A 15,353-nucleotide genomic window follows, 5' to 3' on the forward strand; every position below is an offset into this window, starting at 1 on the left:
CAGCCATCCGATTCCGAACCATACACGATAAAAGCGCCGTTCGTCCGCTGCAGCCGTTTCCCGCAGGTACTATCCTTTCACCGCCCCCGCCGACAAGCCGCTGACGATATAACGCTGCGCAAGCAGCGCAATAATCAGCACGGGCAGCGTAATGATGCAGGCTGCGGCCATGAGAGCCCCCCAATTGATTTCGGAGTACGACATAAAATTGTAGACGGCGACGGGAAGCGTTTTCGTACGGTCGCCGGCCAAAATAATCGAGAACATAAAATTGTTCCATGAGAAAATAAAGGATAGCAGCGAAGAGGTAATAATGCCAGGCCCCGAGATCGGAAGCACGACGCGCCGGAACACTTGGGAGCGGGTGCAGCCGTCGATCAGCCCGGCCTCCTCGATTTCGGTCGGAAGCCCCTCAAAGAATGATATCATGATCCAGATGATAAAGGGGAGACCTACCAACATATGGCTTAAAATGAGCGACGTAAAGCTGTCGACGAGCCCCAGCTTCGAAAAAATGATAAACCACGGAATCAAGAACGTAATGCCGGGAATGATCCGCGCGACAAGAATAACCAGACCGAGTCCCTGCAAACGGTAGCGGGCGATCGCATAAGCCGCAGGCAGGCCCAGAAGAAGCGAGCCGATCGTCGAGCCCGCCGCAACGAAAAAGCTGTTCCAGATGAAGATCAGGAAATCGTATTGACCAAATACGCTTGCATAATTTTTGCCGGTAGGCTCGAATACGAAAAATTGGCCGGTCGACATGATCTGCGACTGCGTCTTGAAGGAAGCCAGCAGCATCCAGATGAACGGGAACGAGAACACGAGCACGACGAGCAGCGTCAGCCCCGACAATACGGCGTTAGTGATCTTTTGTTTCTTTTTCTTCATGTCGCTCCCTCCAGACGTTTGCGGAACCAGATCATCAGCAGCGTGAATCCCATCACGAGCGCGAAAAATACGACTAGCAGCGACGAGGCCAGTCCGAGCTTGAAGTACTGAAAGCCGAGCGTATAGCCGTAAATGTTGAGCGTCTCGGACTTCATGTTCGGGCCGCCCTGCGTCGTGGAATAAATGATGTCGAACGTTTTGAGCACGTCGATCAGACGCAGCATAAAGGCGACCATAATCGTCGGACGCAGCATCGGCAGCGTGAGATGAACGAATTTTTGCCAGGCCGTCGCCCCGTCCACATCGGCGGCTTCATAAGGCTCCGACGGAAGCGTCGACAGCCCGGCCATCACGATGAGCGCGATCATCGGCGTCCATTCCCAGACGTCGATCACGATAAGCGAAGGAATCGCCTGCGTCGGCGATGCGATCCAGAGCTGCGGCTCCAGACCGAACGCTTTGAGCACATGGTTGGCGAGGCCGATGGAAGGCTCGTAAATCAGCACCCAGACGAGCCCCATGGCGACGGGCGTTGCCACCATCGGCAGCAGAAACAACGTTTTGACGAAATTTTTGCCGCGAAAATCACGGTACAGCAGCATGGCGATCGCGACGCCGAGCACCGTTTCCAGAATCAGCGCGCCGGCCGAGAACACGAACGTATTTTGAACCGCCTGCCAGAACCGGGTATCGGAAAGCAGCGTCGTATAATTGGCAAGCCCCACCCATTTCGGCGGCGTCGCCGACGACATGCTCCATTCGTAAAAGCTGATTCGGAACGTGTATAAAATTGGGAAAACCATCATCAGCAGGACGAACAAAACGGCGGGCATCGTGTAAATCCATTTCAGGTTCCGGTCGAACCAGTTCGTCGGCATGTGCATCATCCTTTCCGCTTCGACTTGTCAAGCAAAAGGATGCGCCCGCCAAATGGGCGCATCCTCCATTCCGCACGCTTATTTTCCTCTTTCCTTGTCGATCAGGGCTTGAAACTCCTTGTTCGCCTGCTCGGCGGCGGCTTTGATGTCTTCACCGGTAATCGCCTTCTGAACGATAGCCCCGATGATGTCCCGCGCCTCACTGACTTTGTCGACGGACGGTACGGAATGGTCGATGCCGCCTTTTTGCGTTTCCTTGGTCACTTCGGCAAGCTCTTTCGGAAAAGCGGTGATGCCTTCCGGACTATCCCATACCGACATGCGCGCGCCCGGATTTCCTTTTTTCTGGGTGGCCGTCACGGTCTCCTTGCTGGTCGCCCATTGGATAAAGGCCCATGCAGCGTCTTTTTTCTTGGATTTGGCATTCATCGCGAGGCTCCAGGAAGTAATGTTGAACGGCTTCGAGCCCTCCTTGCCCGCCGGGAAGCTGGCGAAGCCGACCTTGTCGGCGACCTTCGATTTTTCCGGATCGGTCGTGTTCTTGAAGAGCGAATTTGCGTCCGCGAAGAAAGCGGCCTTGCCCTGCGCGAACACGCCGATAGCTTGCGGCCAAGACATGTTGAGCACTCCGGGAGGACCGAAGTCTTTCAGCAGCGTAGCATAGGTGGTCATGCCTTTGATCGCTTCCGGCGTGTTGATAGTCGCCTTGTCGCCGTTCATAAAGTCGCCGCCTTCGGAGTACATGAACGACGAGATTTGCGAGACAAGCGGAGAACGCTGCCCGCGGGCGGCGAAGCCGTACAATTCGTTCTTCGGATCGTGGAGCTTCTTTGCGGCGGCAAGCAGCTCGTCCATCGTTTTCGGAACTGGGATGCCCGCTTTTTCCAGCAGATCCTTGCGGTAGTACAATATGTGCTGCTCCGTAATAATCGGTATGCCGTACAGCTTTCCGTTCACCGTATTGGAGCTGACGGACGCTTTGGAGAAGTCGGTGAAATCGTAGGCGGCGTCCTTTTTCAGGTAATCGTCAAGCGGGGCAATCCAGTCGTTCTTGACGAACATCCGCGCTTGCTGGAGCGGGCTCATCATGAATACGTCCGGCGTCTCCGACGCAGCCGTCAGCTGTACGGTCAGCTTCTGTGCCAGCTGGTCCTCGAAAAAGCTCTGCACGTCCACCTTCATCCCGGTGCTCGCTTCGAATTGCGGAAGCAGCTCCTTGATCGCGTCTCCCCAAGGGTGGTTGGCGGTGACGATCGACAGCTTCTGCCCTGCGAAAGGCTTGTCCGCGCTTTGTCCCGGCTTGCTTTCGCCCGGTTTCGGTTCGCCGCCGCAGGCGGCAAGCAGACCCGCCGACAGGACGGAGACAAGTCCGGTTTTCAGCGCGCGATTCATGGTTTGGTTCATGATATTTCGACCTCCCTTATAATGTACATGGCGGCGGGATTCGTTCGAAAGCGCTATCATAATAAGTTGTTCCCGCTATAGCTCAAGCCTAAACGATTTCGGACGATGTTGAAATAACGCAGATTAAGCATTCATAACGCAGGTTCAACAAGTTGCTGCAACAAAAATAGAGCAAGCCGCCGCTCGCTCTATATTCCGCACCATTGTTTCCTTTCCAGGTAAACTTTGCATATGAGAAGACGAAACGAACTGCGCGACATGTGGTCATCAGTAAGTTTCGTAGACGAGCTGACTGTTCATTTCCAGCTTGCGGTTGAATACTACGTAAATATACAGTTGTCCAGCCGGGGTATCGCCTGCATCGTACCCTAAGTGAACGGTGCCGTCCCCATCAAATCTCAGCTCGGACAAAGTTAACTCGGCCACATCTTCGTCGGGATGGGTATGGGCAATCAGATCCAGCGCCCGCTCGTGGAGCTCGTCGAAGTGTGCCCAAGCTTTTCGGATCACGGGCGACAGACGCTTCATATCCGCCTTGGCGGGCACAGCCGCAGTAATGGATAGCTCCTTCTCCTTGTAACGAAGCGTAGTGGAATAATATGATAGCGAGCTATCGTACCTAAAAGTACCCATGCCTTTGACCGTATGGTCCGGTTCAACGATAAGATTATCGGCGTAATCCGGCCGCTCCAGCTTCGGATTATGGCGGAGATCCAGCTCCGAAAGTTTATTTTCCGAACAGTAGAGCTCGGCCAGAAGCGGATTACCGCTCAAATCCAAGCTCGCAAGATGATTATGGAAGCATCTTAGCCGCTGCAAAGCCGGGGAGCCGGACACATTCAGATTTTTTAAATGATTATCATAGCATCGAATTTCCGTCAGGTTCGCACATTTCGTGATATTCAGACTGATCAAGTAATTGTTTCCGCAATCAAGATGCGCCAGTTGGGTGTTCTGTTCCAAGTCCAGGCTGAACATGGAATTATAACTGCAGTTCAGTTCTTGCAAATTGACGTTCTGCTCCAAATGCAATTCCGAAATGATGTTCCAATAGCAGACCAGCTTGGTGAGCTTAAGGTTTCGGCTCACATCCAGATGGCGAAGGCGGTTGAAACCGCAGTCCAACGCTTCCAATCGTGCGTTAGCCGTTAAATCCAGTGCAATTATCTCGTTATTATTGCAGAACAACTGCTCCAACTGCAAATTGCGGCTCGTATCCAAACGAGTCAGCTTGTTGCCTTCGCATTTCAATATTTTCAGGTTCCTGTTCCCGCTGATATCCAGCTCCGTCAAATTGTTGAACGAACAGTCCAGCTCGTCCAGTGAGGCGAAGTGCTCGATGCCTTTCAAACTTGCAAATGATCGATTCGCAAGCTTCAAGGAGACGATTCCTTCTACATCCTCCGTCCGAATCCGCTCGCGCTTTCCGCAAAACTGCTCCAGAACAAATGCTTTGAACTCTTCGTCAATGAAATCTTGGGAAATATCCATCGTGCGTCTCCCCGGCAATAGAATGGTTTTCGTTCGATTGAGCGCGAAAGCGTCTATACCCCACCTTGTAGAAGATGGGGGCGTCCATTAGTCCGCAATAAGAATCTCGATGCCCTTCTCTCTCAGCTGTTGAATCCAGTCGGCTGGACATTCCCTATCGGTGATGATCATGGAAATGTCCTGCAGCGCCGCTATGTTGGCGAATGTCGTTTTTCCGAATTTCGAATGATCGGCCAAGACGACCGATTCTTCGGCCCGCTCGATCATTTTGCGCGAGACGCTCGCTTCATTCAAGTCATAATCCGTAATCCCTTCGACGAGCGAGATGCCGCCGACGGAAATGAACGCTTTGTGCACTTTGAATTGCTGAAGCATCGCTTCGGTCAGCGTCCCCCCCACGGATTGCTGATTCACGTTGACCTCGCCGCCGGCAAAAATAATCCGGCCCTTGAACAGCTCCATCGCCAGAAGCAGCACCGGCACGGAATGGGTCACGACGGTCACGTCGGGCCGGTTCTGCAAATAACGGACGATCTCCATCGTCGTCGTTCCGTTGTCGATCATGATCGTTTCGCCTTCTTTGATCAACGAAGCCGCCAGCTTGCCGATCGACGTCTTGGCGCCGTTGTTCATTTGCTCCCGCTGGATGAACGGCGGCTCCCAGCTGTCCATGCGGGTTTTGACCGCACCGCCGTACACTTTTTTGAGCAGGCCTTCTTTCTCCAGCCTGTCCAGATCCCGCCGGATCGTTTCCGGCGACACGTTCAACTGCTCGGCCAGCGCATGCACCTGCACTTTTTCGTCCTGCAGCAGCTGCCCCATAATCGTTTTTTTGCGTTCTTCGAACGTTAATGACACCGCCGCCCCACCCTTCTTTGATTTATGCTTATTGTTGAATGTTTGTGTTGTTTATTGTTTTTATGGTAACTTGCCGCTAGGGGGATGTCAAATGGTAGAACGGCCGAGCATATCGAACTGCCGGACAATTGAGCCCGGCAGCGGCTTACTTCTTTGGATTATACATGCGAAGCGTACTGCGGTAAGCCCGTTTCATCCGGTCCAGCTGCCCGGCGAAAAAGGACTCGGGCTTTGCGATTGCCTGCCAAATCGGTACAATGCGGCACTTTTTTTCCCTGCCGTTCTTCGCAATACATACCCATGTCGGGACGTACTCGACCCCTGCGAGCCGGACGGAACCGCGGGATGCTTTTCGAATCTTGATGCGGACGATCAACCCCGTCAAGGCGGCATCCTTGCCATGCAGCCGGGTAGAAATAAAGTTGCCCAGCGAGTAGATCGCGAACCGATCCCGCGTCCGGCCGTCAATATCTTTCACCGTGCGGCACACGGCCGGCTGAAGAACATGCGGATGCGAACCAAGCACCACATCGGCCCCCTGACGAAACAAAAACCGGACCAGCTTCTTCTGGGAAGCGGCCGGACTTTGGTGATATTCATATCCGCAATGCACGCACACGATGATGAAATCCGAGATTGCCCGCAGCCGTTTCAGATCCTTCCTCATGCTCGTGCGGACAATCTTCTTGGCGCCGGCCGGCTGGTTCTTCGGAACCGGTATGCGGTTCGTGTCTCTCGTATAGGATACAATGCCGATACGAACCCCTTCGACCTCTTGAACGAAGAGCGATCGGGATTCTTGCCGGTTCCGGTACGTTCCGACGTGGGCGATCCCGTTCTTGTCGAGCACTTCGAGCGTCCGTCTGAGCCCGCGGATGCCATAGTCCATGCAATGGTTATTTGCCGTAGCAAGCACATTGAAGCCGGCCGCCTTCAGCGCGGAGGCGAAAGCATCCGGACAATTGAAGGACGGACAGCCGTTCTTCGGATTGCGCTTCGCCTTCGTGTAGCCGTCGTCCGGCCCCCCGGCGAAGGTGGTCTCGAGATTGCCGATCGTCAGATGCGCATCCTGCAGAAAGCGGGCGACCGGTTCAAACGCCTGCTCGAAATGGTAACGACCGACTTTATTGCCGGCGGAGTCCTTCGGTTTGTTACCGGTACGCATCAGCCGAATCAGCAGCGGCTTCATCAAAAGATCGCCAACAGCGGCAATGATAATCTCACGCGACATGCAATCGTCCTCGCAATAGCTGGGCTAAAAAATTCTTCATTCACTATATGCAATGCCACCGGATTGGTTCTGCCAAGATAATACGCGATCATTCGCTTTCCAGTTTCTTCGAGGCCAGAAACTCCTCATTCACGATATTGCGCGGCATTCCGCTGACATATCCTCGAATGTTATCCAGCAATTCCTTCATATTGGCTTCCCGTGCGGTATCCGTATACCACGCCGTGCCGGGCGTAAATACAACGTTATCGAGCTTATACAAGGGATTGCCGGCAACCTGCGCCAGGTCGTCAAGGCCCGCGCCGGCGATTTTTCCGTCCCGAAGCCGGGTGAACAACGCTTCTTCGTCTACCAGACCGCCCCGGCTCGTGTTAATGAGCAGGGCCGTCCTTTTCATCGAAGACAGCAGCTCCGAGGTGATCATCCCTTTCGTCCTGGCATGGAACGGCACATGCAACGAGACGACGTCGCTTCGCCGCATCACCTCGCGAATATTAGCCGCTTCCACCCCCGGGACGGCCCTTCCGGAACGGTTCGCACCGATCACATGCATCCCGAAACCCCGCGCGATCCGCGCCACCGCCTGCCCGATGCGGCCCGTGCCGATCAGTCCTAACGTTCGGCCTGACAATTCGCCTGCCAGGAAAGGGCCGTATACATGGCTCTCCCCCTGCCGGACAAGGTGGTCCGCCTGAATGATGCGCCGATTGACCGCGAGCAGAAGCGCAAACACATGCTCCGCCACCGCCTGCGCCGAATACGTCGGGCAATTCGACACCGAAATTCCTGCGGCTCCTGCAGCCTCGATATCGACCAGATCGTATCCGGTCATGACGAGGGCGATATGTTTCAGCCTCAGCAGCTTCCCGAACGCCAATTCCCGAAGCCGCGTCCACTCCACGATCACAATGTCTGCCGTAGACAATCGCTGAACGGCGGTCGTTATGTCAGGCCGGTCGAAGTAAACTTCGAACTCCCCGAGCTTCTTCATCTCTCGCACAAAACTATCCGGCAGGTAAGTAGGCTGATCCAGATAAATGATTCTCATGCCGGATCCATCCTGTTCGTCCTGAGTGCCGATTTCAAAATTTTGCAGGCCTCGGCGAACATATCCGGGCATCGGGCAAGCGCAATCCGGATATATCGCTCCCCATGTCCGTGGTCGTGCCAGTAGAAATGATCCCCCGGCAAAATTCCGAGCCCCAGCCGCTGCAGACGGTCCACCATGTCCAAGCTGCGGACGTCGGGGTCGGTTATGCGAAGCCATTCGACGCTGATCGTCGAACCCGGATTGTTCAAGAGAAGCCCGGAGGAGCGAATGGCTTCCCGAAGCGTCCGGCGGTTCCGGTCAATCGTTTCCCATACGACGGACTGCAATCCGTGCCGCGCGGTGTCCTTCAAATATTCGATCAACAGCTGCAGAATAAACGGCGAAACGTTCAGCAGAATATCGTTGTGAAGCTCAAGCACGTCTTCGGCCAAATCTTCGCTCATCGCCAGAATGCTGCATTTCAGATCTTGGGTCGGCCATGTCTTTCCCGTATCTTCCACCATCAAATAGCTGATGTTCGACCTCTCCAGCAGCTCGTACTGATCCCACGAAGGCTTCCTCGAAAAAAATCGGAACGTGCAGTCAACGATAAGCAGCTTGCCGTAATGACCGCACAGCATAACAAGCCTCTCCCATTGTTCCCGCGACAGCTCGAATCCCGTCGGGTTGTTGGGAAGCGTAACGAACACCGCATCCGCCGCAAGCCCTGCGAACGTCTCTTCCATCCGGTCGAGCCTGAGCTCCTCCTCATGCAGCGGCGTCAAGGCTACGTTTCTTCTTTGCAACAGCGTCGCCAGATTGTCGAAGCAGGGATGCAGCAGCGCGGTCGTCAACCCCCGCGAAGCCAAAAAAGTAGCGATCAAATCGGTCGACAGCGAAGCCGAGTAACAGAACAGCGTCCGGGTAAGATCGGCGGCAGTCGGCTGTCCGGCCAAGGTGTAGAACAGACGGCGAAACTCCTCCTCCAACTCCGCCTGCCTCGCCGCTTCCGCCTGATCGAACAAGTCGGGCAGTCGCCCGATAATTTGCCGCTGAGCATCGGTTTGCGGCTGATGGGCATGGCCGTCAGCTACGTTAAACAGCTGATTGATGCCGATCGATTCATACCTCGTCAGATTCGGCATCCGCATTAATGATTTCACTTGTCTCACTCTCCACTTGCAGATTCGAGGGTTAGTCATCTTACACCATATGGGTGATCCTTGCCGCCGGACTCGTACAAATGCCCATTTTTTCCCATATACCCACTCCATCCGTTTACGCCAGGCGTAGACTACAGCATATATTCGCTGTGAAAAGGTGGGATTGACATGCCGGCTCGGAACATTCCCGTCATCGCCGTTACAGGCAGCGCGGGAAAAACGACCACGAAAGAAATGATCGCTTCCATCCTGCGGAAACGGTGGACCATTTTCAAATCGGCGTCGAACTGGAATTTGCCGCCGAACACGCGCAAGCACGCCAAGCAGATTCATGCCCGGCATCGGGCGGCCGTCCTCGAATTCGGGATGCTCCGTAAAGGGCATATTCGCGAGCATTGCCGCTTGATCAAACCAAGCTACGGCGTGATTACCAATGTCGGAACGGCGCATATCGGCAATGTTGGACACCGGGTCCAAGGCATCGCGTCCGCGAAATCGGAGTTGATCCGGCATATGCGGAAGACCGGAACGCTCGTCCTGAATGCGGATAACGCGAATTCCAGACTGCTGTCCGTCAAAGGATTTCAAGGAAGGCTGCTGAAGGTCGGCATCCGCAACAAAGCCCATTACAAGGCGCGCGGCATCCGGTTCTTGGGCCGGGGGGTTTCCTTCCGGGTTCGGCTGAACGGAAAAGAAGAGCGATTCTTCATTCCGTGTCTGGGGGTTCATAACGTGTACAATGCACTGAATGCGATCGCCATTACGCACAGCTTGGGATTCACGGCGGGCGAAATCCGCAAGGGGTTGGCGAAGTATCCGATTCCGTACCGCCGATTGGTCCGAACGGAGCTGCCGAGGCGAATCACCTTGATCGACGATACGTTCAGCTCCAATCCCGATGCAACCAAGGCCGCCCTCGATACGCTCGCCTCGGTAAGCCGAAAGCACAAAATCGCTATCATCGGTTATATGAAGGACATGGGCAAATACGCCATCCAAGGTCACAATGAGGTTGGAAAATATGCCGCCCGAAAAAGACTCACCCGGCTCTACACGGTCGGAAAGCTCGCGCGGCACATCGCGACGGGCGCCAAAAAAGCCGGATTCCCCGCAACCCGCATCCGCAGCTTCGCATCCAGACCGCAGCTTCATCAAGCGCTTGCCGGGACGATCAAGCCGGACACCGCCATCTTGGTCAAGGGCACCCACTTATTAAAGCTGGAGAAAACCGTTTCCTTCCTGAAACGCAGCTTATCCGGCAAGCGGTCATAAAGGCAGATCCGGCAAGTCCCGGTCCTCGGGACACTTTTTTTGTAAAAAAAATCTAATATTTTTTAGAGTGGTGCCGATATTATAATAGTTAAAACTGAAAACATTTGGAAAGTTTTCGACATCAAGGAAAGGTCAAGGTCTCTGAAATGAATAATTGGGAATTACTAGGCATTTCTCCTACGCTTGAAGTCAGCGCCATTAAACGCGCCTATGCCAAGAAGCTAAAGGTCTATCATCCCGAAGACGATCCGGAAGGCTTCCAACGTTTGCGGGAAGCGTATGAACAAGCGTTGAATGAAGCGAAATATCTCAAGGAAGCGCAGCAGCCCGTGCGGTCCGACTCCACGGAGCCGGCAAGCGATCCGCATGACGAACCGGTTCGACCAGACGCACCGGATCGCGAACCCGCTTCATGGGTTGATTCCGATCCGGCAGCTTCCCCTCCCTCCCACCCGTTTGTCGAAGAGACGATGAAGCGGATCGAAGCTTTATACGCCAAGCTTCCGACGCGGATCGACGTAAGCTTATGGCGAGGGCTGTTTGCTCAAGAAGAGCTCTGGAATATGAATGTAAAGGCCGCTTTGCACGAACGGCTGTTAGCTTTTCTGGCCGAGCATAACCACCTGCCCAAGCCGGTTTGGGCACTGCTGGACGAGCATTTCTGTTGGACAAGCCAGGAAAGGGAATTAACTAAACGCTACCCGGAAGATTTCGTCGATTATTTGTTGATGGAAGTCACCAAGCCCTGGGAGCTGCGTTACGAGTTTATTCCGGAAACGATTGATTATGACGCGTTTATCGGATACCGGAACGCGGCCCAGCATGCGCTGATGCACAACAATCTGGCGGATGCCGAGCCGTATCTGGCCGCGGCCCGGGATTTGTTCGCGGATGACCCGGACCTGCTCCGGTTGATCGGCAATTTTTATGTTCGCACAGGCGACTTGGAGCATGCGCTCCAGACTTACAGCCGCTTGATCGAACTCCATCCCGCAGATCTGGACGGATTTATCCACCGCGCCGCCCTGTCGCTGGAAGCAGGGAATTTAAGGCAGGCGTTCTCCGACTACCAGCATATTTTGTCGCATACGCCTGACGATCTGCAAGCCCTCAGCGGACTGGCACGCTGTTATATAGCCTATGACAAATTAGCCGAAGCGAAGTCGCTGCTCGAGCTCATCATCGCACAGTATCCGTTCGACCTCGATTCGCGCATCAGGCTAATGGATGTGAGCAAGCAGCTTGCCGGCAAAATACGCACGGAATTGATCCTTTCGCCCGAACAGGCCGAGCTGCAATTTGCGCTGGCCCAAATTTATTTTGATTTGGAACAGTTTGACCCCTGCTGCAAGGTGTTTGACACCATTCAGACTTTGACCGCATTGAACTCCGACATGTATTTGCTGTGGGCTCGTGCGTCATTTAAACGGCGATTGAAGAACAAGGCCTTCGAATTATTCGAAAAAGCATGGACCGCAGCGCAGAACGAAGGCGTCAACGGCTACGAAATCCTCGTTCATCGAGGTATAGCTTACCTGAAAGCGAAGAACACGAAGCTTGCGGTCCGCGACCTGTCTGCGGCGCTGCGGATGAACGAGTATGACGCCGCCGTTCTCGGCCATTTGGCGAGCATCTGCCTGAAGGAGAAGCAGTGGCAGGAAGGGATCGGGTTTGCCGATCGCGCCATCGCCATCGATCCGTCCAACTGGCATTATTATTCCGTCAGAGGCCTCTGCCACTATCATTTGAATAACAACAGGGAAGCTCTCAACGACCATGCCGTGGTGGTGGAGCATGAATATGATTTTGACGAAGCGTGGTTCCGGAAAGGGATGCTGCATTTGCGTCTGGGCCAATATCCCGAAGCGATTACATGCTTTGAAACCGAGATGGCTTGGAATCATGAGGAGGATTCCTACTATTATGTGGCCGGCGCGTGTTTTCTGAATCGCGATTACAAGGCCGCACTTGAAGCGATCTGTACATATAAACGGGCTCATCCCGACGATGCAATCGGCTATATGATCGAGGGCGATATTTACCGTGCCATGGGAGATGAGGCCAAGGCGAAGGAAATCTATTTCGAGGCGGCGGAATTGTTTAAGGACGATTATTATCCGACCCAATTGGCGCTGTATTACCTTCTGAAGGAATGGAAAGTGGTGACAGGCAAGCAAATGACTGCCTTTATCCGCCGTCTTGCCGCTGGCTGGCCGAACGATACATGGGTGCAGCTTGAACGCCTCAAGTTTATGATCAACACGGATTTATGGGAACATGTCCCCGAACTGGTGAAAACTTATTTTGCGAATTGCAGCGACGACCCTTCTTATGATTCCTTGATTTGGCTATACTCCGGGGTGGCTTATTACCACGAGGGAAACTATGCGGAAAGCATCGAGAGCTTGAAACGCGCGCATGAGCTTGGAGAAAGAAAAACCGTCAGCATTTACTTAAGCATGGCGCACGTCAAGCTGGAACGGATGGCGGAAGCGTTGTCCTACGCCCTGCAAGCTTGTCAGGAAGATCCGGATAACGAGGAGTACCGGTTGTTTTATAACCGGCTGCAAGAACCGACGGATAAAAAGTCGATTTGGGGGCTCTTCGGGATCAAAAAGAAGTTCCGCATTCCTAAGACGCTTTTCCTGAAGCATCAGGATGTGGGCGACGTGCACGCCTTGCATTTTATGCTGGATGAAGATGAGGATGGGGATGAAGAAGATGAATAGGGATAGTCAAAGCGGATCCAACCTGACCGAACTATGGAGTATCTCGTTATGCGCCGTATTATACAAAATGAACGGGCTCGATCCCGGAGACGATGACGAATGGGAATCCGCAAAAAATATCGAAATGCATAAGCAGTCTTTTAAACGGGATTGGGGGATCGAGAGCGCGGAAGATTTAAGGAGAAATCTTGAGTGGCTGGCCGAAGAGGGGCATCGCGAGTCGTTCAATCAGATCCGGTCCTTTCTGTCCGCATTGTCTGAAGCCGAACAAACGAAATATGTCGAAGCGATCCCGAAAACGACGGAAGGGTACCGAAAGCATCAAATTGTAAAAGCTTATATGAACCGGCTCCCGGCTGCGGGGATTGCCGCTTGGGACTTGGGCAGATATGCGTATTTGAGCCGAAAAGGCGCTGTCATGGGCTACATCTCGCAGGAACAATCGCTGGAGCTTGTGAAACCGATCATTGCCGCTGCTCAGCAAGCGTATTCCGGCTGGCGCGAATACGGAACCGCCTATTTGGCTGGAAGGCAATTTTGGTGGGCGCAGCCCACGGCGGCAAGCGCGCAGAAAATGGCGGGCTACGTCCGCAGCCTGCTCCTGAATGCCGACAGCCTGTGGAACCGGCTGGAGTGGGATGTGCCGCTCGAAGAGACGGCCGGGCAGCCGGCAAGCCCATTATAATAATTTTTTCCATTCATGAGCCAAGGCCGGACGCCATCGTCCGGCTAGGCTGTTGAGAAAGTGGTCGTATAAAAAATAGAAAAGTATACGGAGGTAGGGGATCTACTGTAGGAGCGATAGCGTTCGCCTTTGTCTGCGGGAAATATCCGCTGTTAAGCGGATTCTAATGAAAATTTCCTGCAGACAACAGCGACCGGAAGTAGATACCCTACCTACTCGTACACCTCTATTACCTAATTGACCACTTTCTCAACAAACTCGCCGCGCATGCAAAAAAACCGCCTTGCCGCAGCAAGCCGGTATCATAAGCGGTAGGTCGAAGGGTAGTCGCGGTCTTCCGCATGCCAGCCCCCATTCATGACATAATAGAACGTTCCATGAACGATTAGAATAACCACGCCGAACAACAAGCAGAACAGCACGGACTGCCCGTTCAAGCTTTCCCCAATGAGACTCAAGAGCGCTTTCGCATCGGTCAGCGCATCCCAGCTGTTCAACCGGTATTCGCGTCCGAGCAAGATCCCGTAGCCCCCCAGCATAGACACTGCAACCACAAACAGCCACGAAGCAGCGCCCCCGAACCTCTTCATGACCTGATATTGAACCAAATAGGCGGAGCCGAAGCCAAGCAAAAATCCGTTCCATGAGATCAGCAGCATCGTCAGAAAATCATACCAGTAGCGGAACGTCCACCGGCCCGCCTCGACATACCAAGCTTTCTGAAGCGTTAAATGGATAAGATCCGTAACGATATAGGGCGCATTCGGAAAAAACAGCAGCCAAGCCGCCCCCAATACGGTGGCGACGGCGGAACGGACCCATCCGGGAGCAAGCCGCTTTCCGAGCTCCGCCACGGCGACGGCAAGCAGCAGCGAAACCCAGGCCAGGAACAAATTCCACAAGAGGAAATCGAAATACGTCTTATTGCGGAACGCATAATAAAGCGCCGTGCAGATCAGAGTCAACAGTCCCATGGAAAGGACAAATTTTCCAGAATGCAGTTTTTTCATCCGGCCCTCCTTCGCAATCCATTCTACTTTTCGGGCAGCATGCCGCGCATGAACAGCTCGACCACTTGGGCGGCCAACTGCTCCGGACTACCCACGCCTTCGGACAAATACGCAAAGGTCAGCCGCTCAAGCGTACCTACAAAGCATTGTGCTACAACTTCCATATCGAGGGTTGAACGAAAGTAGCCGGACCGCTGCTCTTCGAGCAGGTTGTCGCGAATCAGAGCGGCCAGCTCCGCTTTAATGCTTCCGGCCTGCGGTGCCTGAAACAATCCAATGCGCGTCAAGTGCGGGTCTTCCGTAAAAAAACGAAAAAGCGTCTCCAACACGCCGAGTACCCGAGCGTTCACTTCGCCCGGCTTCAGCCCCGATTCCAGGCGGCTCGACGTAACCAGCTCCTGCAGCCGGGACCGGAAATGTCCGACCAGCTCCTCGAACACCGCTTCTTTGCTTTCAAAATAAAGGTAAAACGACGGCTGGGTCAGCCCGGCCTGAGCGACAATCGAGCTGATCTTCGTCTCGTAAAAGCCGAGTCCGGCAAACTGCTCCGCCGCCGCAGCCAGCAATCTCGCCCGGCTTTCTTGCCCTTTGGCTCCTTTGTTTCGCGCCATTCCGCCCGAACTCCTTATGTGTATAAAGTAAGGTATTGCATCTTTCAAAATCCTTAGTTCGTATTATGTCCCAGTCATGCTTCACCGTCAAATCGCAGCG

General features: G+C 53.9%; 13 protein-coding genes. 3 read left to right on the top strand and 10 right to left on the bottom strand.

What is annotated here, in order from left to right:
• Positions 1 to 69 precede the first annotated feature (69 nt).
• From NI000_RS08495 to NI000_RS08530, 8 genes are all read right to left on the bottom strand, one after another.
• Positions 70 to 891 (bottom strand): carbohydrate ABC transporter permease, encoded by an 822-nt coding sequence (locus NI000_RS08495; RefSeq protein ID WP_054971748.1) that lies wholly within the window; start codon positions 889 to 891, stop codon positions 70 to 72.
• Entirely contained in the window at positions 888 to 1,769 is an 882-nt protein-coding gene (locus tag NI000_RS08500; protein ID WP_253409498.1) for a carbohydrate ABC transporter permease, read from the bottom strand. The genes NI000_RS08495 and NI000_RS08500 overlap by 4 nt, the downstream gene beginning before the upstream one ends.
• Before the next feature lie 78 nt (positions 1,770 to 1,847).
• The gene (locus NI000_RS08505; RefSeq protein WP_253409500.1) at positions 1,848 to 3,173 is read right to left on the bottom strand and encodes an ABC transporter substrate-binding protein; all 1,326 of its coding nucleotides are present in this window, start codon (positions 3,171 to 3,173) and stop codon (positions 1,848 to 1,850) included.
• A 267-nt stretch (positions 3,174 to 3,440) separates the two neighbouring features.
• Positions 3,441 to 4,664 carry a leucine-rich repeat domain-containing protein gene (locus tag NI000_RS08510; protein ID WP_253409501.1) on the bottom strand — a complete coding sequence of 408 codons (1,224 nt, stop codon included), beginning with the start codon at positions 4,662 to 4,664 and terminating at the stop codon, positions 3,441 to 3,443.
• Between the two features lie 87 nt (positions 4,665 to 4,751).
• Positions 4,752 to 5,522 carry a DeoR/GlpR family DNA-binding transcription regulator gene (locus tag NI000_RS08515; RefSeq protein ID WP_253409503.1) on the bottom strand — a complete coding sequence of 257 codons (771 nt, stop codon included), beginning with the start codon at positions 5,520 to 5,522 and terminating at the stop codon, positions 4,752 to 4,754.
• A 145-nt stretch (positions 5,523 to 5,667) separates the two neighbouring features.
• Complete coding sequence (locus NI000_RS08520) at positions 5,668 to 6,753, bottom strand: CapA family protein (RefSeq protein WP_253409505.1); 1,086 nt, start codon at positions 6,751 to 6,753, stop codon at positions 5,668 to 5,670.
• A gap of 88 nt (positions 6,754 to 6,841) precedes the next feature.
• Positions 6,842 to 7,801: an NAD(P)-dependent oxidoreductase gene (locus NI000_RS08525; protein ID WP_253409507.1), complete on the bottom strand. Its 960-nt coding sequence runs from the start codon at positions 7,799 to 7,801 to the stop codon at positions 6,842 to 6,844.
• The gene (locus tag NI000_RS08530) at positions 7,798 to 8,946 is read right to left on the bottom strand and encodes a pyridoxal phosphate-dependent aminotransferase (protein WP_253409508.1); all 1,149 of its coding nucleotides are present in this window, start codon (positions 8,944 to 8,946) and stop codon (positions 7,798 to 7,800) included. Before NI000_RS08530 ends, NI000_RS08525 begins: the two co-directional genes overlap by 4 nt.
• Before the next feature lie 168 nt (positions 8,947 to 9,114).
• Between NI000_RS08530 and NI000_RS08535 the strand changes: the two genes are divergently transcribed.
• The 3 genes from NI000_RS08535 (at position 9,115) to NI000_RS08545 (ending at position 13,632) form a co-directional block, all read left to right on the top strand.
• Positions 9,115 to 10,218, top strand: a complete 1,104-nt coding sequence (locus NI000_RS08535; RefSeq protein WP_253409510.1) for a UDP-N-acetylmuramoyl-tripeptide--D-alanyl-D-alanine ligase — start codon at positions 9,115 to 9,117, stop codon at positions 10,216 to 10,218.
• Between the two features lie 146 nt (positions 10,219 to 10,364).
• The gene (locus tag NI000_RS08540) at positions 10,365 to 12,947 is read left to right on the top strand and encodes a J domain-containing protein (protein WP_253409512.1); all 2,583 of its coding nucleotides are present in this window, start codon (positions 10,365 to 10,367) and stop codon (positions 12,945 to 12,947) included.
• Positions 12,940 to 13,632 (top strand): DUF1266 domain-containing protein, encoded by a 693-nt coding sequence (locus NI000_RS08545; protein ID WP_253409514.1) that lies wholly within the window; start codon positions 12,940 to 12,942, stop codon positions 13,630 to 13,632. The genes NI000_RS08540 and NI000_RS08545 overlap by 8 nt, the downstream gene beginning before the upstream one ends.
• A gap of 302 nt (positions 13,633 to 13,934) precedes the next feature.
• Here the strand turns inward: NI000_RS08545 and NI000_RS08550 are convergent, their stop codons facing one another.
• Both NI000_RS08550 and NI000_RS08555 read right to left on the bottom strand, forming a co-directional pair.
• Positions 13,935 to 14,642 carry a DUF1361 domain-containing protein gene (locus tag NI000_RS08550; RefSeq protein WP_253409516.1) on the bottom strand — a complete coding sequence of 236 codons (708 nt, stop codon included), beginning with the start codon at positions 14,640 to 14,642 and terminating at the stop codon, positions 13,935 to 13,937.
• A gap of 23 nt (positions 14,643 to 14,665) precedes the next feature.
• A complete protein-coding gene (locus tag NI000_RS08555; RefSeq protein ID WP_253409518.1) occupies positions 14,666 to 15,253 on the bottom strand; it encodes a TetR/AcrR family transcriptional regulator in 588 nt (195 codons plus the stop codon).
• Between the last annotated feature and the right edge of the window lie 100 nt (positions 15,254 to 15,353).

The sequence above is a fragment of the Paenibacillus tyrphae genome (assembly GCF_024158745.1).
GTDB lineage: Bacteria > Bacillota > Bacilli > Paenibacillales > NBRC-103111 > Paenibacillus_G > Paenibacillus_G tyrfis_A.

Bases quoted from the DNA above. Each gene is read 5' to 3' on its own strand.
- NI000_RS08495 (WP_054971748.1), bottom strand. From the start codon at position 891: ATGAAGAAAAAGAAACAAAAGATCACTAACGCCGTATTGTCGGGGCTG.
- NI000_RS08500 (WP_253409498.1), bottom strand. From the start codon at position 1,769: ATGCCGACGAACTGGTTCGACCGGAACCTGAAATGGATTTACACGATG.
- NI000_RS08505 (WP_253409500.1), bottom strand. From the start codon at position 3,173: ATGAACCAAACCATGAATCGCGCGCTGAAAACCGGACTTGTCTCCGTC.
- NI000_RS08510 (WP_253409501.1), bottom strand. From the start codon at position 4,664: ATGGATATTTCCCAAGATTTCATTGACGAAGAGTTCAAAGCATTTGTT.
- NI000_RS08520 (WP_253409505.1), bottom strand. From the start codon at position 6,753: ATGTCGCGTGAGATTATCATTGCCGCTGTTGGCGATCTTTTGATGAAG.
- NI000_RS08525 (WP_253409507.1), bottom strand. From the start codon at position 7,801: ATGAGAATCATTTATCTGGATCAGCCTACTTACCTGCCGGATAGTTTT.
- NI000_RS08535 (WP_253409510.1), top strand. From the start codon at position 9,115: ATGCCGGCTCGGAACATTCCCGTCATCGCCGTTACAGGCAGCGCGGGA.
- NI000_RS08540 (WP_253409512.1), top strand. From the start codon at position 10,365: ATGAATAATTGGGAATTACTAGGCATTTCTCCTACGCTTGAAGTCAGC.
- NI000_RS08545 (WP_253409514.1), top strand. From the start codon at position 12,940: ATGAATAGGGATAGTCAAAGCGGATCCAACCTGACCGAACTATGGAGT.
- NI000_RS08550 (WP_253409516.1), bottom strand. From the start codon at position 14,642: ATGAAAAAACTGCATTCTGGAAAATTTGTCCTTTCCATGGGACTGTTG.
- NI000_RS08555 (WP_253409518.1), bottom strand. From the start codon at position 15,253: ATGGCGCGAAACAAAGGAGCCAAAGGGCAAGAAAGCCGGGCGAGATTG.